Consider the following 22,913-nt stretch of genomic DNA (forward strand, 5'->3'; position numbering starts at 1 on the left):
CCTGAACCGCAGGACTATTCGCCCTCCGACCCTATCGCGCCGGAGATCCCCAGCCGTACCGGAAATCCGGGAGGACCGGACCCGTCTTGAACGCAGCGCATCCGGACCAGTACCCTCCGTGTCCTATGGGACAGAGACCCCTTCGAAGTACCGCCGGGGGCAATCTTCCCTCGGAGCTCGGCCGGTTCATCGGGCGGGGTGGCGAACTCGCCGAGCTGGGGCGGCTCCTGGAGTCCTCGCGGCTCGTGACGGTGACCGGCGTGGGCGGGGTGGGCAAGTCCCGGCTCGTGCTCGCGGCGGCCCGGGCCGCCGCCGAGGGACCGCAGGAACGCTACTGCGACGGGGTCTGGCTGGCCGAGCTGGCCACGGTCCGGGATCCCGCGCTGCTGGAGCTGGCTCTCGCCGAGGCGCTGGAACTGACCGATCACACCACCCGGCCGCCCCGGACGGTCCTGGCCGAGCACCTGGCCGGGCGCCGGCTGCTGCTGGTCCTGGACGGCTTCGAGCAGCTGGTCGACGAGTGCGCCGGCCTGGTGCGGGAGCTGCTGCGGCGCTGTCCCGGCCTGCGCGTCCTCGCGGCCGGCCGGCGCCCGCTGGCCCTGGACGGGGAGCTGGCGTTCCCGCTGGCCCCGCCGGCCCCCGAGGAGGCGCTGGCCCTGCTGGCGGCGCGGGCGTCCGCGGCCGACCCGGCCTTCGCGGTGACCGCGGAGAACCGGGCCGCTCTGGTCGAGCTGTGCGCCCGCCTCGACGGGATCCCGCTGGCGCTGGAGCTGGCGGCGGGCCGGCTGCGGACGCTGTCCCCCGCGCAGGTTCTGGCCCGGCTGGAGGACCGCTTCGCGCTGCTGACGGGCGGTGCGCGCGGCGGGCTCGCCCGGCACCGGGCGCTGCGGACGGCGATCGGCTGGAGCCATGAGCTGTGCACGCCCGCGGAGCGGCTGCTGTGGGCGCGGCTGTCGGTGTTCGCGGGGCAGTTCGACCTCGACGCCGTCGAATACGTGTGTGCGGGTCCGGATCTGCCGGTGGAGGACGTGCTGGACCTGGTCGGGGAGCTCCTCGCCCAGTCACTGCTGGTCCGGGAGGAGACGCCCGCCGGGGTGCGTTTCCGGATGCTGGAGACCGTACGGGTGTACGGGGCGGGGTGGCTGGAGTCGCTGGGCGACGCCGGACGCCTGCGGCGGCGCCACCGGGACTGGTACGTGGGGCTCGCGACGTGGTGCGAGCTGGACTGGTTCAGCCCGCGCCAGCAGGAGGTGGCCGCACTGGTGGAGGCGGAGCTGCCGAACATCCGGCTCGCCCTGGAGTGCTGCCTGGACGAGCCGGACGAGGCGCATCTGGGCCAGTACCTGGCGGGGACGCTGTGGTTCTACTGGGCGGGCTGCGGGCGCCTGACCGAGGGGCGGCACTGGCTGGACCGGACCCTGGAACCGGCGGACCGGGCGGTGGAGTACGAGACCTCGCGGCTGAAGGCCCTGTGGGTGCTGGGCTACGTCGCGGCGCTGCAGGGGGACGCGGCGGCCTCGATGAGCGCCCTGTACGAGTGCCGGGACGGGGCGGCGCAGAGCGGGAACCCGGTGGCGGCGGCCTACGCGGTGCACCGGATGGGCTGCCTGGCGCTGATCTCGGACGACATGGCGCGGGCCCGGGAGCTGCTGGGCGCGGCGCTGGAGCAGTACCGGGCGGCCGGCGAGCTGAACAGCAACGTGCTGATGTGCCAGGTGGAGCTGGGGATGGCGCTGGCCTTCCTCGGTGACCTGCCGGGCGCGCTCGCGCTGTGCGGGGAGGTCCGGGAGATCTGCGAGGAGCGCGGGGAGCGCTGGACGAAGGCGTACGCCCTCTACGTGCTCGCGTACGCGGCCCTCGACGCGGGGCGCACGCAGGAGGCCCGGCGGCTGCTGACCGAGTGCGTGGCCATCAACCACGTCTTCCACGATCTGGTCGGGCTGGTGCTCGCGCTGGAGCTGCTCGCGCTGGTCACGGTCGCGGAGGGGGACGCGGCCGAGGCCGCGGTGCTCCAGGGCGCGGCGGAGCCGATGTGGGGCGGGGTGGGGCTGCAGCTGTTCGGCTCGGGGTACTTCAACGCCCCGCGGCTGATGTGCCGGGAGCAGGCGGGCGAGCTCCTGGGCGCCGAGCGCTACGCGGCGTACGAGGCCGAGGGCCGGGAGCTGAACCGTGAGGCGCTGGTCGGGCGGGCGCTGCGCGACCCGGCGGAACGCGGCGCCGGCGGGGTGCCCCGGCAGGCGGGGCGGCCGCGCGGCTCCCGGGTGTCGAGGGGCGCGGCGGCGGAGCAGCCGCAGCCCTGAGGCCGGTCCGGGAAACGGAAAACCCGCCGCCCCATGGAGGGGACGGCGGGCTGACCAGTCGGTGAGACTAGGCCTGCATCAGCGGGCGTAGTACTCGACGACGAGCTGCTCGTCGCAGATGACCGGGATTTCCTTGCGGTTCGGGTCGCGGTCCAGGCGGAAGGCCAGGGCCTTCAGGTTGACCTGCAGGTAGCGCGGGGTCTCGCCCTCGCCTGCGTAGCCACCCTCACGGGCAACCTGGAACGGAACCTTCTCGCGGCTGCGCTCGCGCACGGTGATGACGTCGTCCGGACGGACGCGGAACGACGGCTTGTCGACCTTGTCGCCGTTGACCTCGATGTGGCCGTGAACGACCATCTGGCGGGCCTGGTAGATGGTGCGGGCGATGCCCGAACGCAGGACCAGGGCGTCGAGGCGACGCTCGAGCTCGACGACAAGCGCCTCGCCCGTCTTGCCTTCGGCCTTCTTGGCGCGGTCGTACGCGCGGGCCATCTGACGCTCAGAGATGTCGTACTGAGCGCGCAGACGCTGCTTCTCGAGCAGACGAACCTTGTAGTCCGAGTTCTGCTTGCGGCCACGGCCGTGCTCGCCCGGCGGGTAGGGGCGGGCCTCGAAGTACTTGACGGCCTTCGGGGTCAGCGCAATGCCGAGGGCACGCGACTTCTTGACCTTGGGTCGCTTCTGGTTCACGGGGAACCTACCTCCATGTAAGTTAGGTGAGGCTTACCTTAGCGAGGAGGACGTAATGTCTCGACCACATGGGATCCCCCTGCCCAGTGCGCAACGCAGTTCGGATTCAGACGAAACAGAATCCGCTTGCGCCGACGATAAGCAAGGTCAGCCGCGTCCCAGGGAAGGCGTTCGGCAGCTCACCGGAGCCGAACGCGTACGAACCCTCGTAGAGTCCAACGCCTCAGTATCCCTCACGCTGATCGGTGCTCGTGACAGTCACGATGCCGAGGAGTTCGGGACAGGGCTGCCGGTCGCACGGACCGTCACCCCGGACGGGGACGTGATTCTCCTTGTTTCCGGGGAATCCGCGGCTGCCAGGGCAGCCGCTCACGCCCAGGACGACGACCTCACCGCCGTGATCGAGATCACGGATGTGGCGCCGGTGTCCGTCCCACATCGTATCCGAGGCCGCGCCTGGCTGGGCGGGTGGCTGACGCCGGTGCGCGGGGACGACCGCGCGGCCTGCGCGGCGCTGCTCGCGGAGCGGCAGCCGGTGGGCGAGCTGCTGGGCATGAGGGAGTCCCTCGACGCCCCGCACGCCGGGCGCCCGGCCTGGATGATGCTGCGCCTGGAGGTCGGCGAGATCTCGGTGGACGACCTGTGGGGCGCCGAGCAGGTGGACCCGGACGACCTGGCCGCGGCGGAGCCGGACCCGATGGTCGCGCACGAGTCGGAGCTGCTGCAGCACCTGCACTCCGCCCACGGCGACCGGCTCGGCGGGCTGGGCGGCCTGCTCGGTGCCCGCGAGGCCCGCGGGATGGCCGCCGTCCCGCTCTCCCTGGACCGCCTGGGCCTGCGCGTCCGCTTCACGGGCGGCCCGGCCGGCTCCTTCGACGCCCGCTTCGACTTCCCGGAGCCCGTCGCGGACGTCTGCGGCCTGCGCCGGGCGATGCACTCCCTGTTCTCGGCCGCCTCCGGCTGAGGGCAGGCGGTGAGCATGTCCTGGAGGGCGCGCTCGGCGCCGCGGGTCAGGACCCGGCGCCCCGCAGGCGCTCGCGGACCTTCTCGACCACGTCCGCGTAGCGGGCCTCCGCGCCGTACCGCGTGGGCTCGTAGTACCGCTTGCCCTGGATCTCGTCCGGTGCGTACTGCTGCGCCGCGATCGCGCCCGGCACGTCGTGCGGGTAGACGTACCCCTGCGCGTGCCCCAGCTTCGCCGCGCCCTTGTAGTGCCCGTCCCTCAGGTGCGGCGGGACCGATCCCGCAAGACCCGCCCGTACGTCGGCCAGCGCAGCGCCGATCGCGGTCGTGGCGGTGTTCGACTTCGGGGCCAGCGCCAGCGCGATCGTGGCGTGCGAGAGCGTCAGCGCCGCCTCCGGGAAGCCGATCATCGCCACCGCCTGGGCCGCGGCCACCGCGATCGGCAGGGCCGTCGGGTCCGCCAGACCGATGTCCTCGCTCGCGGAGATCATCAGGCGGCGCGCGATGAACCGTGGGTCCTCGCCGGCCTCGATCATCCGGGCCAGGTAGTGCAGCGCGGCGTCCACGTCCGAGCCGCGGATCGACTTGATCAGCGCGCTGGCCACGTCGTAGTGCTGGTCGCCGTCCTTGTCGTACCGGACCGCCGCCCGGTCGACCGCCTCCTCCAGCGTCTGGAGGGTGATCTCGTCCTCGCCCTTGGCGATGGCCGATCCGGCGCCCGCCTCCAGCGCCGTCAGGGCCCGCCGGGCGTCGCCGCCGGCGATCCGCAGCAGGTGCGCCTGCGCGTCCGCCGGAAGGGTGACGGCCCCGCCCAGGCCCCGCTCCTCGGTGAGCGCTCGCCGCATCAGGGCGCTCAGGTCCTCGTCCGTCAGCGGTTCCAGGGTCAGCAGCAGCGAGCGCGACAGCAGCGGGGAGATGATCGAGAAGTACGGGTTCTCGGTGGTGGCCGCGATCAGCGTCACCCAGCGGTTCTCGACGGCGGGGAGCAGCGAGTCCTGCTGCGCCTTGCTGAAGCGGTGGATCTCGTCGAGGAAGAGGACGGTCTCCTTGCCGTAGCCGCCGGCCGCGCGCTTGGCGCCCTCGATGACGGCCCGTACCTCTTTGACGCCCGCCGTGATGGCGGAGAGCTCCACGAAACGCTTCTGCGTGGCCTGGCTGACCACGTACGCCAGCGTCGTCTTCCCGATGCCGGGCGGGCCCCAGAGGATCACCGACGAGGCACCGGCCGGGCCGCCGGCCCCTTCCCCGACCAGCCGCCGCAGCGGTGATCCGGGCTTCAGCAGGTGCTGCTGGCCGACGACCTCGTCCAGGGTGCGCGGGCGCATCCGGACGGCGAGCGGGGAGCTCGCGGGGTCCTTCTCCCGGCGGTCTTCGGCAGCGGCGGTGAACAGGTCTGGTTCCACACGGGAAGCCTATGCGAGCCCGCCGACAGGGCCGCCGCGCTCAGGAGGTCCAGAAGTCCCACCAGCGGGTCAGGATCAGCATTCCGATGATCCCGACGTGCAGGACGGGCAGCACCCAGGTGAACTCGTCGAGGAAGGACCTGACCCAGCCCGGGGCGGGCAGCAGCCCTTCGCGGACGTTGTGCGCGGTGACGTACCAGAACATGAAGATCGTGGCGACCCAGGCCAGGCAGCACCACAGGCAGAGGGAGTTGATGTTGTACAGCGACTGGTACATGAGCCAGGCGCAGAAGACGACGCCGAAGAGGGTGCCGGCGTTGAAGGTCAGCCAGTACCAGCGGCGGAACGAGGCCCCGGCCAGCATGCTCATGCCGACGCAGATCACGATCCCGTAGGCGACGAGTCCGAGCATCGGGTTCGGGAAGCCGAAGGCCGACGCCTGGTCGCTCGTCATGATGTTGCCGCAGGAGACGATCGGGTTGAGGCTGCAGGCGGGCTTGAAGGTCGGGTCCTCCAGCAGCTTGAACTTGTCGATCGTGATCACCCAGGCGGCGAACAGGCCCGCCGCTCCGGTGATCACCAGCAGCAGGGCCAGGGCCCGGCTTCCCCCGACGGTCCCGCCCCGGGCGGTGTCCGCGTCCGCGCTTCGTGTCGTCATACCGCCCGCTCCACATCTGCCAGGTGATCAAGCACGGGCCATTGTGCCGTACGAGCCTGTGAACGGACGGGGCCGGGGAAAGATCCCCGGCCCCGTCCCGTGCGCGCTCCCGTACCGCTGCCGTCAGGCGAGGCGGGCCCGGACCGTGTCCACCAGCTCGGCGACGGGCACGGAGGTCTGCTCGCCGGACTCCATGTCCTTCAGCTGGACGACGCCCTCGGCGAGGTCCCGCTCGCCGACCACGACCGCGAAGCGGGCACCGCTGCGGTTCGCGTCCTTCATGGCGCCCTTGAGGCCCTTGCCGCCGTAGGACATGTCGGCCGCGACGCCCGCCTTGCGCAGCTGCGTCACCAGCCCGAACACGGTCGGCTTGGCCTCGCCGAGCGCCACCGCGAAGACCGTCGTCGTCGCCGGGATGTCCAGCTCGATGCCCTCGGCCTCCAGGGCCAGGACCGTGCGGTCCACGCCGAGGGCCCAGCCCACCGACGGCAGGGCCGGTCCGCCGATCATCTCGGACAGTCCGTCGTAGCGGCCGCCGCCGCCCACCGCGGACTGGGCGCCCAGACCGTCGTGGACGAACTCGAAGGTCGTGCGGGTGTAGTAGTCCAGTCCGCGCACCAGCTTCTCGTCGTCCTCGAAGACGACGCCGGCAGCCGTGATCAGCTCCCGCACCTCCTCGTGGTACGCCTTGCACGCGTCGCACAGGTAGTCCCGCAGCACGGGGGCGCCGACGAGCTGCTTCTGCACCTCGGCCCGCTTGTCGTCGAGCACGCGCAGCGGGTTGATCTCGGCCCGGCGGACGGTCTCCTCGTCGAGGTCGAGACCGCGCAGGAAGGACTGCAGGGCCTCCCGGTAGACCGGACGGCACTGCTTGTCGCCGAGCGAGTTCAGCAGGATGCGGAAGTTCGACAGGCCGAGGGTGCGGTAGGCCTGGTCGGCCAGGATGATCAGCTCGGCGTCCAGGGCCGGGTCCTCGGCGCCGATCGCCTCGGCACCCACCTGTGAGAAGTGGCGGTAACGGCCCTTCTGCGGCCGCTCGTAGCGGTAGTACGAGCCCGAGTACCAGAGCTTGGCCGGGAGGTTGCCCTGCTTGTGCAGGCTGGCCTCCAGGGCCGCGCGCAGCACGGAGGCGGTGCCCTCCGGGCGCAGGGCGAGGTTGGTGCCACCCTTGGTGGTGAGGGTGAACATCTCCTTGGTGACGATGTCGGTGGACTCGCCGACACCGCGGGCGAAGAGGTTCACGTCTTCGAAGCCCGGGGTCTCGATGTAGCCGTACCCGGCCTTGCGCAGCGGGGCGGAGATGGCGTCGCGGACCGCCAGGTACTTGGCCGAGTACGGCGGGATCAGGTCGTACGTGCCCTTGGGGGCCTTGAAAGTGCTCACGAAACTCTCGTCACATTCCTCGTCGTGGAGCGGCGGTGCCGTCTCCGAGCCCGGCGGCGACTTCCCGGAGGTACGGGTTGGTCGCGCGCTCGCGGCCGATGGTGGTCTGGGGACCGTGGCCGGACAGCACCACGGTCGAATCGTCGAGCGGCAGGCACACGCGGCCCAGCGATTCGAGGATCTCGGCGTGGGAGCCGCCGGGCAGGTCGGTGCGTCCGATGGAGCCGGCGAAGAGCAGGTCACCCGAGAAGAAGACCGGCGGGATGTCGGCCAGCTCGGGCATCCGGAAGGTCACCGACCCCTTCGTATGCCCGGGTGCGTGCGCCACGGAGAAGTCCATTCCGGCCAATTTCAGGGAGGCGCCGTCGGCCAGCTCGCGGACGTCGTCCGGCTCCCCCACGGTCAGTTCGCCCATGAGCGGCATGCCGATGGAGCGCCCGAGGGCCTTCTCCGGGTCGCTCATCATGTAGCGGTCCTCGGGGTGGATCCAGGCCGGTACGTCGTGTGCTCCGCACACCGGGACCACCGAGGCCACATGATCGATGTGGCCATGGGTCAGCACGACCGCGACGGGCTTGAGCCGATGCTTCTTCAGCGTCTCCTCGACACCCTGGGCGGCCTGATGGCCCGGGTCGATGATGACGCACTCCTCGCCGGCGGCGGGGGCGACCACGTAGCAGTTGGTGCCCCAGGCGCCTGCGGGGAACCCGGCAATCAGCACGTTCGTCCTCAATCGTCGTCCGGCGGGAGGTTAGCGACAGGAATCCTGCTGCTCAGAGCCTACCGGCGCCGCTCATTACACAGCGAACCCATATACGGTACGGCCTAGCCCAGCCCGGACAGCAGTATCAGACACGTACAAGGAGACGACCCGGTGGTCACGAGCGATCAGCGGCGGCGACAGCTCGCCAGGGAGAAGTACGAGCGCCAGCAGAAGCGCCGCGCCGAGGCCCGGAAGAAGAGCCGCCAGCGTGCGGCGGTGATCGGCGCGGTGGTCGCCGTCGTGATCGCGACGCTGGTCGGCCTGATCGTGGGCGGTGTCTTCGACAAGGACAAGAAGGACCAGGCCGCGGACCCGTCCGCGAACCCGTCGGCATCGGCGAGCGAGCCCGCGCCCAAGCAGTCCCCCTCGCCGGAGATGGCGATCGACCAGAAGGCGAAGTACACCTTCGCACTGAAGACCAGCGCGGGTGACATCAACTTCACGATGGACGCGGCCAAGACCCCGCAGACCGTGAACTCCTTCAAGTCGCTCGCCGACAAGGGCTACTTCAACAACACCAAGTGCCACCGGCTGACGGCCGGCGGGATCTTCGTGCTCCAGTGCGGCGACCCCGAGGGCACCGGCCGCGGCGGCCCGGGCTACAACATCCCGGACGAGAACCTGGACTCGCTGGGCAAGGCCAACGAGCAGGGCCAGGTCGTCTACCCGGCCGGCACCGTGGCGATGGCCAACACGGGTCAGCCCGGCTCGGGCGGCAGCCAGTTCTTCCTGGTCTACAAGGACAGCCCGCTGGCGCCGTCGTACACGCCGTTCGGCAAGATCGACGCGGCCGGCCTGAAGGTCCTCGAGGAGATCGCGAAGGCCGGTACGGTCGACGGTGGCCAGGACGGCGCGCCCAAGACCGAGGTGAAGATCGAGAAGGGCACGGTCACGCAGAACTGACGTGAAGCGGCGACCCCGGGCCCGGCCGGCCCGCCGCCCCGTACGCCGATATTCCGTCGTGCGGGATGCGGACAGCCGGCCCGGCGGTCGCCTATGTTGGCGTTGTGCAGGGCGGGCGCTGCCCGCCCCAGGAAACTGTGGACGATGCCCAGGGGGTGAACCCCTCGCAAGGCATCAGGTGGAGGAGGCGCTGTGAGCAGCGACCCGTGGGGCCGAGTCGACGAGACGGGCACCGTGTACGTGCGTACTTCCGATGGCGAGCAGGTCGTCGGATCGTGGCAGGCCGGCACCCCTGAGGAGGCCCTGGCCTATTTCGAGCGCAAGTACGAGGGCCTGGTGGTCGAGATCGGCCTCCTCGAAAAGCGGGTGCGGACCACTGATCTGTCCGCCAAGGACGCCCAGACGGCGATCGACCACCTGCGTACGCAGGTCGACGAGCACCATGCCGTGGGTGACCTGGACGCCCTGCGCGTGCGGCTGGACAAGCTGGTCACGACCGTGGAGTCCCGGCGCGAGGAGCGCAAGGTAGCGAAGGCCAAGCAGACGGACGAGGCCCGTGCGGCCAAGGACGCGCTGGTCGTCGAGGCCGAGCAGCTGGCCCAGAGCGACCAGTGGCGCAGTGCCGGTGAGCGGCTGCGCGCCCTGGTGGACATCTGGAAGGGGCTGCCCCGTCTGGACCGCAAGTCGGACGACGAGCTGTGGCACCGGTTCTCCCACGCGCGTTCCGCCTTCTCCAAGCGCCGCAAGGCGCACTTCGCCTCGCTGGACGCGCAGCGCGAGGATGCCCGCAAGGTCAAGGAGAAGCTGGTCGCGGAGGCCGAGTCGCTGTCGAAGTCGACCGACTGGGGTCCGACGGCTGCCCGCTACCGCGAGCTGATGGCCGACTGGAAGGCGGCGGGCCGGGCTCAGCGCGAGTCCGAGGACGACCTGTGGAACCGGTTCCGCGGTGCGCAGGACGTGTTCTTCGCGGCCCGCAGCGAGGTCTTCGCGGAGCGTGACGCCGAGCAGATCGAGAACCTGAAGCTCAAGGAGGAGCTGGCCGACGAGGCCGAGAAGCTCGTCCCGATCACGGACCTGAAGGCGGCCCGTGCCGCGTTCCGCTCCCTCAACGAGCGCTGGGAGGGCATCGGCCACGTGCCGCGGGACGCCCGGCCGAAGGTCGAGGGCCGGATGCACACGGTCGAGCGGGCGATCCAGGAGGCCGAGGAGGGCGAGTGGCGCCGTACGAACCCGGAGGCGCGGGCGCGTGCGGCCGGTCTTACGGGTCAGCTCCAGGCGGCGGTGGACAAGCTGCGTGAGCAGATCGACGCGGCGCGCGCGGCGGGCAACAACGCCAAAGCCGACAAGCTGTCGCGCGAGCTGGAGGGCCGCCAGGCCCTGCTGGACCAGGCGCTGAAGGGCCTGGAGGAGTTCGGCGGCTGACAGGCCCGCCCCGTACGAGGGAGGCGGCCCCGGTACGTGCGTACCGGGGCCGCCTCTTCGTTTGCCGCGGGGTCCGGCCTAGGCCGGACACGGCCTTAAGGGCGCCGCGCCGAGGTCACGCGGTAGACGTCGTAGACGCCCTCGACGCCCCGGACGGCCTTCAGGACGTGCCCCAGGTGCTTGGGGTCGCCCATCTCGAAGGTGAACCGGGAGGTGGCCACCCGGTCGCGGGAGGTCTGGACGGCCGCCGAGAGGATGTTGACGTGCTGGTCCGACAGGACCCGGGTGACGTCGGACAGCAGCCGGGACCGGTCCAGCGCCTCGACCTGGATGGCGACCAGGAAGACCGAGGACTGGGTGGGCGCCCACTCGACCTCCAGCATCCGCTCGGGCTGCTGGGAGAGCGAGTCGACGTTGACGCAGTCCGCGCGGTGAACCGATACGCCGCTGCCGCGCGTGACGAATCCGATGATCGGGTCGCCCGGCACCGGGGTGCAGCAGCGGGCCAGCTTGACCCACACGTCGTCGACGCCCTTGACGACGACACCCGGGTCGGCGTTGGTGCGCCGCTTGCGGCCGCGCGCCGGCGGGATCGACTCCTCGATGTCCTCGTTGGCCGCCTCCTCGCCGCCGAGGGCCGCCACCAGCTTCTGTACGACGCCCTGCGCGGCCACGTGGCCCTCGCCGATCGCCGCGTACAGGGAGGAGATGTCGGGGTAGCGCATCTCGTGCGCGAGGGTGACGAGCGAGTCGCCGGTCAGGATGCGCTGGATCGGCAGGTTCTGCTTGCGCATGGCCCGGGCGATGGCGTCCTTGCCGTGCTCGATGGCCTCGTCGCGGCGCTCCTTGGAGAACCAGGCGCGGATCTTGTTGCGGGCCCGCGGGGACTTGACGAAGCCGAGCCAGTCGCGGGACGGGCCGGCGCCCTCGGCCTTGGACGTGAAGACCTCGACCAGGTCGCCGTTGTCGAGCGTCGACTCCAGCGGGACGAGCCGACCGTTGACCCGGGCCCCTATCGTCCGGTGGCCGACCTCGGTGTGGACGGCGTACGCGAAGTCCACGGGGGTGGCTCCGGCGGGCAGCGCGATCACGTCGCCCTTGGGGGTGAAGACGAAGACCTCGTTGCGGGAGAGGTCGAAGCGCAGCGAGTCGAGGAACTCGCCCGGGTCCTCGGTCTCCTTCTGCCAGTCCAGCAGCTGGCGCAGCCAGGCCATGTCGTTGACCGTGTCCTGGCCGGCGCTGCCCTTGGCGGCCTGCGGGACGTCGGTGCGGACCTTGGAGGTGCCGGCGACGGTCTGCTGCTTGTACTTCCAGTGCGCGGCGATGCCGTACTCGGCGCGGCGGTGCATGTCGAAGGTGCGGATCTGCAGCTCGACGGGCTTGCCGCTGGGTCCGATGACCGTCGTGTGGAGCGACTGGTACATGTTGAACTTGGGCATCGCGATGTAGTCCTTGAACCGGCCGGGGACCGGGTTCCATCGCGCGTGCACGGTGCCCAGGGCCGCGTAGCAGTCCCGGACGGTGTCGACGAGGACACGGATGCCCACCAGGTCGTAGATCTCCGCGAAGTCACGGCCGCGGACGATCATCTTCTGGTAGACGCTGTAGTAGTGCTTCGGGCGGCCCGTGACGGTCGCCTTGATGCGGGCGGCTCTCAGGTCGACCTGTACCTCGTCGGTGACGACGGCGAGGTACTCGTCGCGCTTGGGCGCGCGCTCGGCGACCAGGCGGACGATCTCGTCGTACATCTTCGGGTAGAGGATCGCGAAGGAGAGGTCTTCGAGCTCCCACTTGATCGTGTTCATGCCCAGCCGGTGAGCCAGCGGGGCGTAGATCTCGAGGGTCTCGCGGGCCTTCTTCTCCTGCTTCTCCCGCTTGAGGTAGCGCATGGTGCGCATGTTGTGCAGCCGGTCGGCGAGCTTGATGACCAGGACGCGCGGGTCCTTGGCCATCGCCACGACCATCTTGCGGACGGTCTCCGCCTGGGCGGCCTCGCCGAACTTCACCCGGTCCAGCTTGGTCACGCCGTCGACGAGCAGGGCCACGGCGTCGCCGAAGTCGCGGCGCAGGTCTTCGAGGCCGTACTCGGTGTCCTCGACGGTGTCGTGCAGCAGACCGGCCATCAGGGTGGCCGGGTCCATGCCGAGCTCGGCGAGGATGGTGGTCACCGCGAGCGGGTGGGTGATGTACGGGTCGCCGCTCTTGCGCTTCTGGCCGCGGTGCCAGCGCTCGGCCACCTGGTAGGCCTGCTCCAGCTGGCGCAGCGTCGACGTCTCGATCTTCGGGTCGTTGCTGCGGACTATGCGGAGCAGCGGCTCCAGAACCGGGTTGTACGGGTTCGAGCGCTGCACGCCGAGCCGGGCGAGACGGGCGCGCACCCGGTTGGAGGACCCGGCGGACTTCGTCGGCGCGGGCTTGACCGGGGGCGCCGGCGGGGCCGGCGGGGGCGTGCCGGGTGCCGCCGTGGTCTGCTCGGCCTGCGGGTCGGGCTGCGCGGCGGAGATTGGCTGGACCTCGTCTGGCAAGAGCGCTCCTCACGGGGGTCCCCCCGGACGGAGTCCGGGGGTGGATCCGGTGCCCGTGTCCGGTCCGGACAACCCATGGTAGCGAGGGTTCGGCCCCCTCGTTCCGCGAGCCCGTCCCATGTGCGGCGCCGCACACGAAAGCGGCGGGCACCCGGGATGTCCCAGGTACCCGCCGCTTCGGCGAAGCAGATGTCAGACCACGATCAGCGCGTCCAGCGGAGCATCGCCCAGGGCGGGCGCCAGCTTGGCCCGTCCCGGAAGGAACGAGAGTTCCATCAGGACCGCCACGCCCGCGACCTCCGCGCCGGCCCGCCGGATCAGCGAGAGCGAGGCCTCGGCGGTACCGCCGGTGGCCAGCACGTCGTCGATGACCATGACCCGGTCACCGGCCGACAGGTCCTCGGCGTGGACCTCGATCTCCGCGGTGCCGTACTCCAGCTCGTACGACTGCGCGAGCGTCGCGCCCGGCAGCTTTCCGGCCTTGCGCACCGGCACGAAGCCGATCCCGGCCTGCACGGCGACCGGAGCCGCGAGGATGAACCCGCGCGCCTCCAGGCCGACGATCTTCGTCGCGCCGTACCGCCCGGCCAGCTCCACCAGCGCGTCCGTCAGCGCCGAGAACGCCTCGGGGTCCGCCAGCAGCGGGGTGATGTCCTTGAACATCACGCCCGGCTTCGGGTAGTCCGCCACGTCCTTGATCCGGCTGAGGAGCAGCTCCCGCGCGTCCTCGGTCAGCGGCGCGGTCAACGCCGCCGCCCCGGCCGGCCCTGCGCCACGACCTGCGGCTCGTCCTCGGCCTCGTAGGCCTCGTCCGGGGACTCGCCCTTGGCCGCCGCGGCCGCCCGCTTGGCGAGCACCCGCTTCTTGAGCGCCTTCATCGCCGGCTCGCGCTCCTTGAGGTCCACGACCAGCGGGGTCGCGATGAAGATCGAGGAGTACGCACCGGCCGCGAGGCCGACGAACAGGGACAGCGAGATGTCGTTCAGCATGCCGGCGCCCAGGAAGCCACCGCCGATGAACAGCAGCGCGGCGACCGGGAGGAGCGCCACGACCGTGGTGTTGATCGAGCGGACCAGGGTGCCGTTGATGCTGCGGTTGGCGACCTCGCTGTACGTCCAGCGGGTCTGCTTGGTGATGTCCTTCGAGCCCTCCTTGAGACCGTCGAAGACGACGACGGTGTCGTAGAGGGAGTAACCGAGGATCGTCAGCAGACCGATGACCGTGCCCGGCGTGACCTCGAACCCGACGAGCGCGTACACGCCGACGGTGATGGTGAGGTCGTGGATCAGCGCGATCAGCGCCGCGACCGCCATCCGCCACTCGAAGGCGATGGCCAGGTAGATCACCACGAGGACCATGAAGACGCCGAGACCGGTCCACGCCTTGTTCGCGATCTGCTCGCCCCAGCTGGGGCCGACCAGGTCGGCGTTGATGTCGGCCTCGCTGACCTCGAGGTCGGCGGCGAGGACCTTCTTGACATCGGTCGCGGCGCCGGTGTCCAGACCGGAGATCTGGATCCGCAGCCCGCCGGTGCCGAGCTGCTGGACGATCGCGTCGTGGCCCGAGGCCTTCTCCGCGACCTCCGTCGCCTTGGCCACGGAGACGGAGGACTTCGAGGTGGTGAAGACGGCACCGCCCTTGAACTCGATGCCCATGTTGAGGCCCTGGACGGCCAGGGCGACGATCGCCGTGATGGTGATCAGGATGGAAACGCCGTACCAGAGAAAGCGCTTGCCGACGAAGTCGTAGCCGACCTCACCGCGGTACAGCCTGGCGCCGAGATCTCCCAGCTTCGACATCTCTCACGCCTCCTTTGCGTCGACGGGGGCGGGGGCGGAACCGGTACGGCGGGACCGGCGGAGCGGAGGCTTGGCGCCCAGCCGCTTCGGGTCCAGCCCGGACCACGGGTGACCGCTGGAGAAGAACTTCGTACGCGCCACCAGTGTCATGACGGGCTTGGTGAAGAGGAACACCACGACCACGTCGAGCAGGGTCGTAAGACCCAGTGTGAACGCGAAGCCCTGGACCTTGCCCACCGTGACGATGAACAGCACCGCGGCGGCCAGGAACGACACGAAGTCGGAGACCAGGATCGTGCGACGGGCGCGCGGCCAGGCGCGCTCGACGGCCGGACGCAGGGTGCGGCCCTCGCGGATCTCGTCCCGGATGCGCTCGAAGTACACGATGAACGAGTCCGCCGTGATACCGATCGCCACGATCGCGCCGCAGACGGCCGGCAGGTTCAGCGCGAAGCCGATGCCCTTTCCGAGCAGCGACATGATCGTGTAGGTCAGGATCGCGGAGACCAGGAGGCTGACGATGGCGATGAACGCCAGGCCCCGGTAGTACACCAGCAGGTAGATCACCACGAGGAGCAGGCCGATGGCGCCGGCGATCAGGCCGGCCTTCAGCTGCTCGCCGCCGAGCGCGGCGGTGACGGTGGTGACGCTGTCCTCGGTGAAGGAGAGCGGCAGGGCGCCGTACGAGAGCATGTTGCCCAGGTCCTGCGCGGACTGCTGGTTGAAGCCGCCGGAGATCTCGGCGTTGCCACCGGTCAGCGCCTGGCTCACGGACGGGTCGGAGATGACCTGCCCGTCGAGCACGATCGCGAACTGGTTCTGCGGCATCTGCTTGGTGGCCAGCTCACCCGTGATCTTGGCGAACTTGTCGGCGCCCTTGTCGGTGAACTGCATGGTGACGATCCACTGGCCGCGCTGGGGGTCGATCTGCCCCTTGGCGTCCTTCACGTCCTGGCCGTTGACCTGGGCCGGGCCGAGGATCCACTTGCCCCAGGCGGTACCGCGCTGGCCGCAGGCGACCATCGGCTCCTCGGGCTTGGCGCCCGCGCCGGCGGCGGCGCGCTGCGCCTCGTCGTTGCAGTCCAGCGCCGCGAACTTGGCCTGGAGGGCCGCCGCGGCGGCCTCGTCACCGGTCGCCGGCGCGGAGGCGGACGCGGAGGGCGACGGAGCCTTGGTGTCGTCTGCCTTCTTCGACTCGCTCGCCGAGGGCGAGGGAGTGGGCGCGGCAGGGGCCTTGAGGGCCTCACTGAGCGCGCGGCCCTGGGAAGTGGCGCTGGACGACGGGCTGGCGGAGGGGCTGGTCTTGCCGTCTCCGGCCTTGGGAGCCCCGGAGCCGCTCGCGGAGGGGCTCGGGCTCGCGGTGCCCTCGGGAGCGGCCGGGGAGCCGTCCGCGAAGGCGAGAACCGGGCGGAAGTACAGCTGGGCGGTGGTACCGACCTGCTCGCGCGCCTGCTGCTCGTTCGTCCCCTTGGGGATGTTCACGATGATGTGGTCGCGGCCCTGGGTCTGGACCTCGGCCTCGGACACGCCGAGACCGTTGACGCGGCGGTCGATGATGCCGACCGCCGTGTTCATGTTGGTCTCGTTGATGGCGCTCTCTTTGCCGGGCTCGCTCTTGGCCTTGAGCGTGATGCTCGTGCCGCCGGCGAGGTCGATGCCCAGCCTGGGAGTCGTCTGCTTGGAGAGGAACATCCCCGCGGTGAGCGCCACCATCGCGATCAGGATGATCGCCAGGGCGCGCCCCGGCCTCCCCTGAGCCCCCGTGGGCCGCCGGCCCTTCTTCGGTGCTGCCACCTTGTCGTTTCTCCCTGTCCAACCGTCCCGCGCCGGGTCAGCGCGGGGACGGCCACGAAATGTGTGGTGGGGACCCCTGCCCCCCGCAGAAGTGTCACAGACGGGGACCGTGCCGGTCGCCGGTCGGGCGCCTCCACGGTCCCCCGCCGCGCGTTACTTCGCGCCGGCCTCGCCGTGGGACTTGCCGTCCTCGGGCTCGTCGTCGCCCTTGGGCGCGTCCTCGTCCTTCTTGCCCAGGTCGAGCTTGGGAGCCTCGTCCTCGCCCTTGGTGAGGTCCGCCTTGGGCTCCTCGGTCAGCGAGGAGGCGTCGTCCGGGACGACCGGCGTGTCGGTCACCTCGTCGTCGTCGATGCCGTGGACGATGCGGTTGTACTCCGCGTCCTCCAGAACGGCGCCGATGGCGTTCTTCGCGAAGATCGCGTGGACGCCGGGGGCCAGCTCGAGGGTGACCGTGTCGTCACCGATCTCCTTCACCGTGGCGTACATGCCGCCGATGGTGCGGACCCCGGTGCCGGGCGTCATGTGGTCGCGCATCTGCGCGGCGGCCTGCTGCTTCTTCTTCGCGGAGCGGGTCATCAGGACCATCGCCCCGATGAGCACCACGAACGGGAGGAATGTCACGAGATTCACGGGACGGAGATCCTTCGCACGACCGCACGCGGACGGCGGCCTTTTCTACGGGGGTGGGCACACCGACCCGAAGGGTCGGCATCGGCGGAGTCTAGGCGAGTCCGCACCGATGGAACAACGCCCAGCATGGCACCGCAGTTCCTGAGGGGGCGAACCTCCGCGCCGTCAGGCCCCGAACAAGCCCTGTTGTCCGCTTGATCCACTCCCGCCGTGCTGCGGCGGTACGAGTCCCAGGTGAGCCCATGCGGCGGGGGTCGCCACCCGCCCCCTGGGGGTACGTGCGAGCAGCCCCTCGCGGACCAGGAACGGCTCCGCGACCTCCTCCACGGTCTCCCGCTCCTCGCCCACGGCCACGGCGAGGGTGGACAGGCCCACGGGTCCGCCGCCGAACAGCTTGAGCAGGGCTTCGAGAACGGCGCGATCCAGTCGGTCGAGGCCGCGCCCGTCCACCTCGTACACCTGGAGGGCGGTACCGGCCACCTCGCGGTTGATCACGCCGTCCGCCCGGACCTGGGCGTAGTCGCGGACGCGGCGCAGCAGACGGTTGGCGATGCGCGGGGTGCCGCGGGAGCGGCCGGCGATCTCGGCGGCGCCGGCGGTGTCGATCTCCACGTCGAGGAGGCGGGCGGAGCGGTGGATGACGCGTTCCAGCTCCTCGGGGGCGTAGAACTCCATGTGCCCGGTGAAGCCGAAGCGGTCGCGCAGCGGCGGGGGCAGCAGGCCGGCCCGGGTGGTGGCGCCGACCAGGGTGAAGGGCGGCAGCTCCAGCGGGATCGCGGTGGCCCCGGGTCCCTTGCCGACGATCACGTCGACGCGGAAGTCCTCCATGGCCATGTAGAGCATCTCCTCGGCGGGCCGGGACATGCGGTGGATCTCGTCGAGGAAGAGGACCTCGCCCTCCTGGAGGGAGGAGAGGATCGCCGCCAAGTCGCCCGCGTGCTGGATGGCGGGGCCGGAGGTGATGCGGATGGGCGCGCCCATCTCGGCCGCGATGATCATGGACAGGGTGGTCTTGCCGAGGCCTGGCGCGCCGGAGAGCAGGACGTGGTCTGCGGTGGCTCCGCGCTGGCGGGCCGCCTTGAGGACGAGGTCCAGCTGCTGGCGGACCTTCTCCTGGCCGACGAACTCGCCGAGGTCCTTCGGGCGCAGCGCCGCCTCGACGGCGGTGTCCTCGCCGTCGGCGGCGGCCGCCACGATCCGGTCGTCGCTCTCGTCTTCCCAGTTCACGGTGTCAGTCTGCCTTCTCGGTTCGTACGGTGGTCGGTCGCCCGCGGGCGGGCCGGCGGCGGCTAGCGGGCCCGGTTCAGGGACTGGAGGGCCGCCCGCAGGAGCTGCGGAACCGGGGCCGAACCGCCGGCGGCGATGGCGGCCTCGGCCTGCGGCGTGACCGCCGCGACCGCGTCCTCCGCCTCGCGCGAGGCATAGCCGAGGCCGATCAGGGCGGCGGAGAGCTGCTCGGTCCAGGGGGCGGGCCCGGAGGCCGCGGCGCGCTGCGCGCCCACGAGGCCGCTGCTGCCCAGCGGGGCCCCCAGCTTGCCCTTCAGTTCGAGGAGTAGCTTCTGCGCGCCCTTCTTGCCGATGCCCGGCACCGCCACCAGCGCCTTCTCGTCGCCGGTGGAGACGGCCAGGCGCAGCGCGTCGGGGCTGTGCACGCCGAGCATCGCCTGGGCGAGCCGCGGCCCGACCCCGCTGGCGGTCTGCAGGATCTCGAAGACCTGGCGCTCGTCGTCGTCCGCGAAGCCGTACAGGGTCAGCGAGTCCTCGCGTACGACGAGGGAGGTGGCCAGCCGGGCCTGCTCGCCCATCCGCAGGCCGGCGATGGTGGTGGGCGTGCAGTGCACGGCCATGCCCACTCCCCCGACCTCGATCACGGCAAGGGTGGGGGCGAGTGCGGCGACCGGGCCGCTGACGAAGGCGATCATCGGGTACGGCCTTTCGAGGCGTGCTGGGCGACCGCCTGCTGGAGGCGGTTCTGGGCGGGGGCCCGCCAGATGTGGCAGATGGCGAGGGCGAGGGCGTCGGCGGCGTCCGCCGGCTTGGGTGGCGCGTCCAGCCTCAGCAGCCGGGTGACCATCGCGCCGACCTGGGCCTTGTCGGCCCGGCCGCTGCCGGTGACGGCCGCCTTGACCTCGCTGGGGGTGTGCAGGGCGACCGGTATCCCGCGGCGGGCGGCGCACAGCATCGCGACGGCGCTCGCCTGGGCGGTGCCCATCACGGTGCTGACGTTGTGCTGGCTGAACACCCGCTCCACGGCGACGACTTCGGGCCGGTACGTGTCGAGCCATTCCTCGATGCCCTGTTCGACGGCGACGAGCCGGTGGCCCAACTCGGCGTCCGCGGGCGTCCGTACGACCCCCACGCCGAGCATGGTCAGCGGCCGTCCGGCCACGCCCTCGACGACGCCGACACCACACCGCGTCAGCCCCGGGTCGACGCCCAGCACTCGCACCACCGCCACCTCCTCATTCGCGCAGGTGTGCAGGCTACCGGCCGCCTGTGACAGCGGCACCGACCGCACGGACCGACCCGCCGGGCCGGGGGCGTCGGAAGTGCCGGGGACGGAAACGACGGTGGGCCGACGGGGCGTCCCCGTCGGCCCACCGTTGACGCCCGGTCAGGCGTCGACCTTCTCCATGACCTCGTCCGAGACGTCGAAGTTGGCGAAGACGTTCTGCACGTCGTCGCTGTCCTCCAGCGCGTCGATCAGCTTGAAGATCTTGCGCGCGCCCTCTTCGTCCAGCTCGACCTGCATGGTCGGCAGGAAGTTGGAGTCGGCCGAGTCGTAGTCGATGCCGGCCGCCTGGAGCGCGGTGCGGACCGCGACCATGTCGGTGGCCTCGCTGATGATCTCGAAGCTGTCGCCGAGGTCGTTGACCTCTTCGGCACCCGCGTCGAGCACCGTCTCCAGGACGTCGTCCTCGGAGAGCTCGCCCTTGGGCAGCAGGACGACACCCTTGCGGTTGAACAGGTACGAGACCGAGCCCGGGTCGGCCATCGAACCGCCGTTGCGGGTCATGGCGACACGCACGTCGGACGCGGCACGGTTGCGGTTGTCGGTGAGGCACTCGATGAGCACCGCGACACCGTTCGGACCGTAGCCTTCGTACATGATCGTCTCGTAGTCGGCGCCGCCGGCCTCAAGACCACCGCCGCGCTTGACCGCGGAGTCGATGTTCTTGTTCGGGACCGAGCTCTTCTTGGCCTTCTGGATGGCGTCGAAGAGCGTCGGGTTGCCGTCGATGTCGGCGCCGCCCATACGGGCCGCGACCTCGATGTTCTTGATCAGCTTCGCGAAGAGCTTGCCGCGCTTGGCGTCAACCACGGCCTTCTTGTGCTTCGTCGTAGCCCATTTAGAGTGGCCGGACATCTGCCTGTCTCCTTCGCGTCACCAACAATGTTCGCCTCAGATCCTACCGGGACGCCGTTACAGCCCCGCGCGCACCATGTCGACGAAGTACGCGTGAACGCGGTCGTCTCCGGTCAACTCGGGGTGGAACGAGGTCGCCAGGACGTTGCCCTGGCGCACGGCGACCGTGTGGCCGTCGTACGTGGCGAGCACCTCGGCGGCGGCGCCGACGGACTCGACCCAGGGCGCGCGGATGAAGACGCCCTCGACCGGACCGCCCGCTATGCCCGCGAAATCGATCTTCGCTTCGAAGGATTCGTTCTGGCGGCCGAACGCGTTGCGGCGGACGATCATGTCGATGCCGCCCAGGGTCTCCTGGTCCTCACGGCCGTCCAGGAGCTTGTCCGCCAGCATGATCATGCCGGCGCAGGTGCCGTACACGGGCATGCCGGCCGCCACGCGCTCGCGCAGCGGCTCCAGCATGCCGAACAGCACGGCGAGCTTCGACATGGTGGTGGACTCGCCGCCGGGGATCACCAGGGCGTCCACCTCGGCGAGCTCCTCGGGACGCCGGACCGGCCTGGCCACGGCGTCCGCCGCGGCCAGGGCGATCAGGTGTTCCCGTACGTCGCCCTGGAGAGCCAGGACACCGATCACGGGGGTGTTCGTCATGACCGATTACCAGCCGCGGTTGGCGTAGCGCTCGGACTCGGGGAGGGTGTCGCAGTTGATGCCGACCATGGCCTCGCCCAGGTTGCGGGAGGCGTCCGCGATGATCTTCGGGTCGTCGTAGAAGGTGGTGGCCTTCACGATGGCGGCGGCGCGCTTGGCCGGGTCGCCCGACTTGAAGATGCCGGAGCCGACGAAGACGCCCTCGGCGCCGAGCTGGCGCATGAGCGCGGCGTCGGCCGGGGTGGCGACGCCACCGGCGGAGAACAGCACGACCGGGAGCTTGCCGAGCTCGGCAACTTCCTTGACGAGCTCGTACGGGGCGCGCAGCTCCTTGGCGGCGGCGAACAGCTCGTTGTTGTCGTAGCCGCGCAGGCGGGCGATCTCGTTCTTGATCTGGCGCAGGTGGCGGACGGCCTCGACGACGTTGCCGGTGCCGGCCTCGCCCTTCGAGCGGATCATGGCCGCGCCCTCGGCGATGCGGCGCAGGGCCTCGCCCAGGTTGGTGGCGCCGCAGACGAAGGGGGTGGTGAACGCCCACTTGTCGGAGTGGTTGACCTCGTCGGCCGGGGTCAGGACCTCGGACTCGTCGATGTAGTCGACGCCGAGGGACTGCAGGACCTGGGCCTCGACGAAGTGGCCGATGCGGGACTTGGCCATGACCGGGATCGAGACGGCCTCGATGATCTCTTCGATCATGTTGGGGTCCGACATGCGCGCGACGCCGCCGTCCTTGCGGATGTCGGCGGGGACCCGCTCCAGGGCCATGACGGCCACGGCGCCGGCATCCTCGGCGATCTTCGCCTGCTCGGCGTTGACCACGTCCATGATCACGCCGCCCTTCAGCTGCTCGGCCATGCCGCGCTTGACGCGCGAGGTGCCGATCGCCGATTCGGCGGACTGGGGGGAGGTGGGAAGCGTGCTCACGGATTGACCTCACTCGAAAGGAAGACGGGGTTCTGCTCGTACTACTCGGCTGAGGAAACCCCAGGGGATCAGTCCACTACAAGGGCCAATGTGGAGCCTGTGGCTCCTTGATTTGTCCCTCGCGGCCCTTGGAAGCCCCCGGGGTGCCCTAAGTCGGCCGATCTGCAAGATCCACCGGAGGCTCGTCGTCCATTTCGAAGGCGAGCGGGAACGGCGCGTGCCCCGCCAGTCTGAACCAGCGGACCTTGCGATGCCTGCGCAGCGCGCGGGCGGCCCGTACCGAGTCGTTGAGGAAGCGCCGCGCCATCGGAACCCGGCGGACGGCCGCCGCCAGCTCCTCCGTGGCCTCGGCCCCACCGGGGGCCGCCTTGAGCACGTCGACCTGGTCGGCATCGGCGAAGACCGCCCGCAGCGCCTGGCTGAGCTCGCTCTCGGCCACCTCGCGGTGGTCCTCCTCGGCCTGCCGGGCGGCGTGCGCGGCCTCGTAGAGCACCAGGGAGGAGGCGGGGTCGAGCACCCCGGAGGTGGCCACCTCCAGCACGACGGAGGCCCGGCGCACCAGCTGCGCGTCGAGCGCGGCCCGGGCGGCGTCCATCCGCGAGTGCAGCCGGTCGAGCCGGCCGGCGGTCCAGCTGAGGTAGACCCCGACGACTCCGAGAGCCAGGGCGATCCAGACAAGGGTTTCGATCACGCTGCGCGACCCTACCGCTCCACGCGCCCCCGGCCCCCATTGCCCCT

21 protein-coding genes are annotated in these 22,913 nt (G+C 70.8%); 4 read left to right on the forward strand and 17 right to left on the reverse strand.

What is annotated here, in order from left to right:
• Positions 1–125: 125 nt before the first annotated feature.
• Positions 126–2,300, forward strand: a complete 2,175-nt coding sequence (locus JYK04_RS10715) for an ATP-binding protein (RefSeq protein WP_189740252.1) — start codon at positions 126–128, stop codon at positions 2,298–2,300.
• Positions 2,301–2,378: 78 nt separating this feature from the next.
• Here JYK04_RS10715 and rpsD read toward each other — a convergent pair whose 3' ends face one another.
• Entirely contained in the window at positions 2,379–2,990 is a 612-nt protein-coding gene (gene rpsD, locus JYK04_RS10720) for a 30S ribosomal protein S4 (protein ID WP_008740451.1), read from the reverse strand.
• Positions 2,991–3,312: 322 nt separating this feature from the next.
• On the opposite strand from rpsD, the gene JYK04_RS10725 reads away from it, so the two are divergent.
• Positions 3,313–3,954 carry a DUF2470 domain-containing protein gene (locus JYK04_RS10725; protein WP_425282268.1) on the forward strand — a complete coding sequence of 214 codons (642 nt, stop codon included), beginning with the start codon at positions 3,313–3,315 and terminating at the stop codon, positions 3,952–3,954.
• A 46-nt stretch (positions 3,955–4,000) separates the two neighbouring features.
• On the opposite strand, the gene JYK04_RS10730 is transcribed toward JYK04_RS10725, so the two are convergent.
• The 4 genes from JYK04_RS10730 to JYK04_RS10745 form a co-directional block, all read right to left on the reverse strand.
• Positions 4,001–5,356 (reverse strand): replication-associated recombination protein A, encoded by a 1,356-nt coding sequence (locus tag JYK04_RS10730; protein WP_189740249.1) that lies wholly within the window; start codon positions 5,354–5,356, stop codon positions 4,001–4,003.
• 40 nt (positions 5,357–5,396) lie between these two features.
• A complete protein-coding gene (locus JYK04_RS10735) occupies positions 5,397–6,014 on the reverse strand; it encodes a vitamin K epoxide reductase family protein (protein WP_189740246.1) in 618 nt (205 codons plus the stop codon).
• 123 nt (positions 6,015–6,137) lie between these two features.
• Positions 6,138–7,397 carry a histidine--tRNA ligase gene (gene hisS, locus JYK04_RS10740; protein ID WP_189740243.1) on the reverse strand — a complete coding sequence of 420 codons (1,260 nt, stop codon included), beginning with the start codon at positions 7,395–7,397 and terminating at the stop codon, positions 6,138–6,140.
• 10 nt (positions 7,398–7,407) lie between these two features.
• On the reverse strand, positions 7,408–8,118 hold the full coding sequence (locus JYK04_RS10745) for an MBL fold metallo-hydrolase (protein ID WP_189740240.1): 711 nt from the start codon (positions 8,116–8,118) through the stop codon (positions 7,408–7,410).
• A 153-nt stretch (positions 8,119–8,271) separates the two neighbouring features.
• Here JYK04_RS10745 and JYK04_RS10750 point away from each other — a divergent pair, with 153 nt between their 5' ends.
• Together JYK04_RS10750 and JYK04_RS10755 are read left to right on the forward strand one after the other, a co-directional pair.
• Positions 8,272–9,063 carry a peptidylprolyl isomerase gene (locus JYK04_RS10750; protein ID WP_189740237.1) on the forward strand — a complete coding sequence of 264 codons (792 nt, stop codon included), beginning with the start codon at positions 8,272–8,274 and terminating at the stop codon, positions 9,061–9,063.
• A 192-nt stretch (positions 9,064–9,255) separates the two neighbouring features.
• Complete coding sequence (locus tag JYK04_RS10755; protein ID WP_189740234.1) at positions 9,256–10,485, forward strand: DUF349 domain-containing protein; 1,230 nt, start codon at positions 9,256–9,258, stop codon at positions 10,483–10,485.
• Between the two features lie 95 nt (positions 10,486–10,580).
• Here the strand turns inward: JYK04_RS10755 and JYK04_RS10760 are convergent, their stop codons facing one another.
• The 12 genes from JYK04_RS10760 to JYK04_RS10815 all read right to left on the reverse strand — a co-directional run bounded on the left by JYK04_RS10760 (position 10,581) and on the right by JYK04_RS10815 (position 22,866).
• On the reverse strand, positions 10,581–13,010 hold the full coding sequence (locus JYK04_RS10760; RefSeq protein ID WP_189740231.1) for a RelA/SpoT family protein: 2,430 nt from the start codon (positions 13,008–13,010) through the stop codon (positions 10,581–10,583).
• Between the two features lie 192 nt (positions 13,011–13,202).
• A complete protein-coding gene (locus JYK04_RS10765; protein WP_189740228.1) occupies positions 13,203–13,757 on the reverse strand; it encodes an adenine phosphoribosyltransferase in 555 nt (184 codons plus the stop codon).
• On the reverse strand, positions 13,754–14,809 hold the full coding sequence (gene secF / locus JYK04_RS10770; RefSeq protein WP_189740225.1) for a protein translocase subunit SecF: 1,056 nt from the start codon (positions 14,807–14,809) through the stop codon (positions 13,754–13,756). The genes JYK04_RS10765 and secF overlap by 4 nt, the downstream gene beginning before the upstream one ends.
• Before the next feature lie 3 nt (positions 14,810–14,812).
• Positions 14,813–16,603 carry a protein translocase subunit SecD gene (gene secD / locus JYK04_RS10775; RefSeq protein ID WP_189740222.1) on the reverse strand — a complete coding sequence of 597 codons (1,791 nt, stop codon included), beginning with the start codon at positions 16,601–16,603 and terminating at the stop codon, positions 14,813–14,815.
• A gap of 153 nt (positions 16,604–16,756) precedes the next feature.
• A complete protein-coding gene (gene yajC, locus JYK04_RS10780) occupies positions 16,757–17,233 on the reverse strand; it encodes a preprotein translocase subunit YajC (RefSeq protein ID WP_189740219.1) in 477 nt (158 codons plus the stop codon).
• A gap of 165 nt (positions 17,234–17,398) precedes the next feature.
• Complete coding sequence (ruvB, locus tag JYK04_RS10785) at positions 17,399–18,460, reverse strand: Holliday junction branch migration DNA helicase RuvB (RefSeq protein WP_030723602.1); 1,062 nt, start codon at positions 18,458–18,460, stop codon at positions 17,399–17,401.
• A 62-nt stretch (positions 18,461–18,522) separates the two neighbouring features.
• A complete protein-coding gene (ruvA, locus tag JYK04_RS10790) occupies positions 18,523–19,155 on the reverse strand; it encodes a Holliday junction branch migration protein RuvA (protein WP_189740215.1) in 633 nt (210 codons plus the stop codon).
• A complete protein-coding gene (gene ruvC, locus JYK04_RS10795; protein ID WP_189740524.1) occupies positions 19,152–19,682 on the reverse strand; it encodes a crossover junction endodeoxyribonuclease RuvC in 531 nt (176 codons plus the stop codon). Before ruvC ends, ruvA begins: the two co-directional genes overlap by 4 nt.
• Positions 19,683–19,847: 165 nt before the next feature.
• Positions 19,848–20,600, reverse strand: coding sequence for a YebC/PmpR family DNA-binding transcriptional regulator (locus JYK04_RS10800; protein ID WP_189740212.1), 753 nt, complete (start codon positions 20,598–20,600; stop codon positions 19,848–19,850).
• 57 nt (positions 20,601–20,657) lie between these two features.
• Entirely contained in the window at positions 20,658–21,251 is a 594-nt protein-coding gene (gene pdxT / locus JYK04_RS10805; protein ID WP_189740209.1) for a pyridoxal 5'-phosphate synthase glutaminase subunit PdxT, read from the reverse strand.
• 6 nt (positions 21,252–21,257) lie between these two features.
• Positions 21,258–22,175 carry a pyridoxal 5'-phosphate synthase lyase subunit PdxS gene (gene pdxS, locus JYK04_RS10810; RefSeq protein WP_030010552.1) on the reverse strand — a complete coding sequence of 306 codons (918 nt, stop codon included), beginning with the start codon at positions 22,173–22,175 and terminating at the stop codon, positions 21,258–21,260.
• A 148-nt stretch (positions 22,176–22,323) separates the two neighbouring features.
• Positions 22,324–22,866, reverse strand: a complete 543-nt coding sequence (locus JYK04_RS10815; protein WP_189740206.1) for a LemA family protein — start codon at positions 22,864–22,866, stop codon at positions 22,324–22,326.
• Positions 22,867–22,913 lie beyond the last annotated feature (47 nt).

The organism is Streptomyces nojiriensis (genome assembly GCF_017639205.1).
GTDB lineage: Bacteria > Actinomycetota > Actinomycetes > Streptomycetales > Streptomycetaceae > Streptomyces > Streptomyces nojiriensis.

What these genes read in the sequence shown, in the direction of transcription:
- JYK04_RS10715 (WP_189740252.1), top strand. Translation starts at nt 126, where the DNA reads ATGGGACAGAGACCCCTTCGAAGTACCGCCGGGGGCAATCTTCCCTCG.
- JYK04_RS10735 (WP_189740246.1), bottom strand. Translation starts at nt 6,014, where the DNA reads ATGACGACACGAAGCGCGGACGCGGACACCGCCCGGGGCGGGACCGTC.
- secF (WP_189740225.1), bottom strand. Translation starts at nt 14,809, where the DNA reads ATGTCGAAGCTGGGAGATCTCGGCGCCAGGCTGTACCGCGGTGAGGTC.
- ruvA (WP_189740215.1), bottom strand. Translation starts at nt 19,155, where the DNA reads ATGATCGCCTTCGTCAGCGGCCCGGTCGCCGCACTCGCCCCCACCCTT.
- JYK04_RS10800 (WP_189740212.1), bottom strand. Translation starts at nt 20,600, where the DNA reads ATGTCCGGCCACTCTAAATGGGCTACGACGAAGCACAAGAAGGCCGTG.
- pdxT (WP_189740209.1), bottom strand. Translation starts at nt 21,251, where the DNA reads ATGACGAACACCCCCGTGATCGGTGTCCTGGCTCTCCAGGGCGACGTA.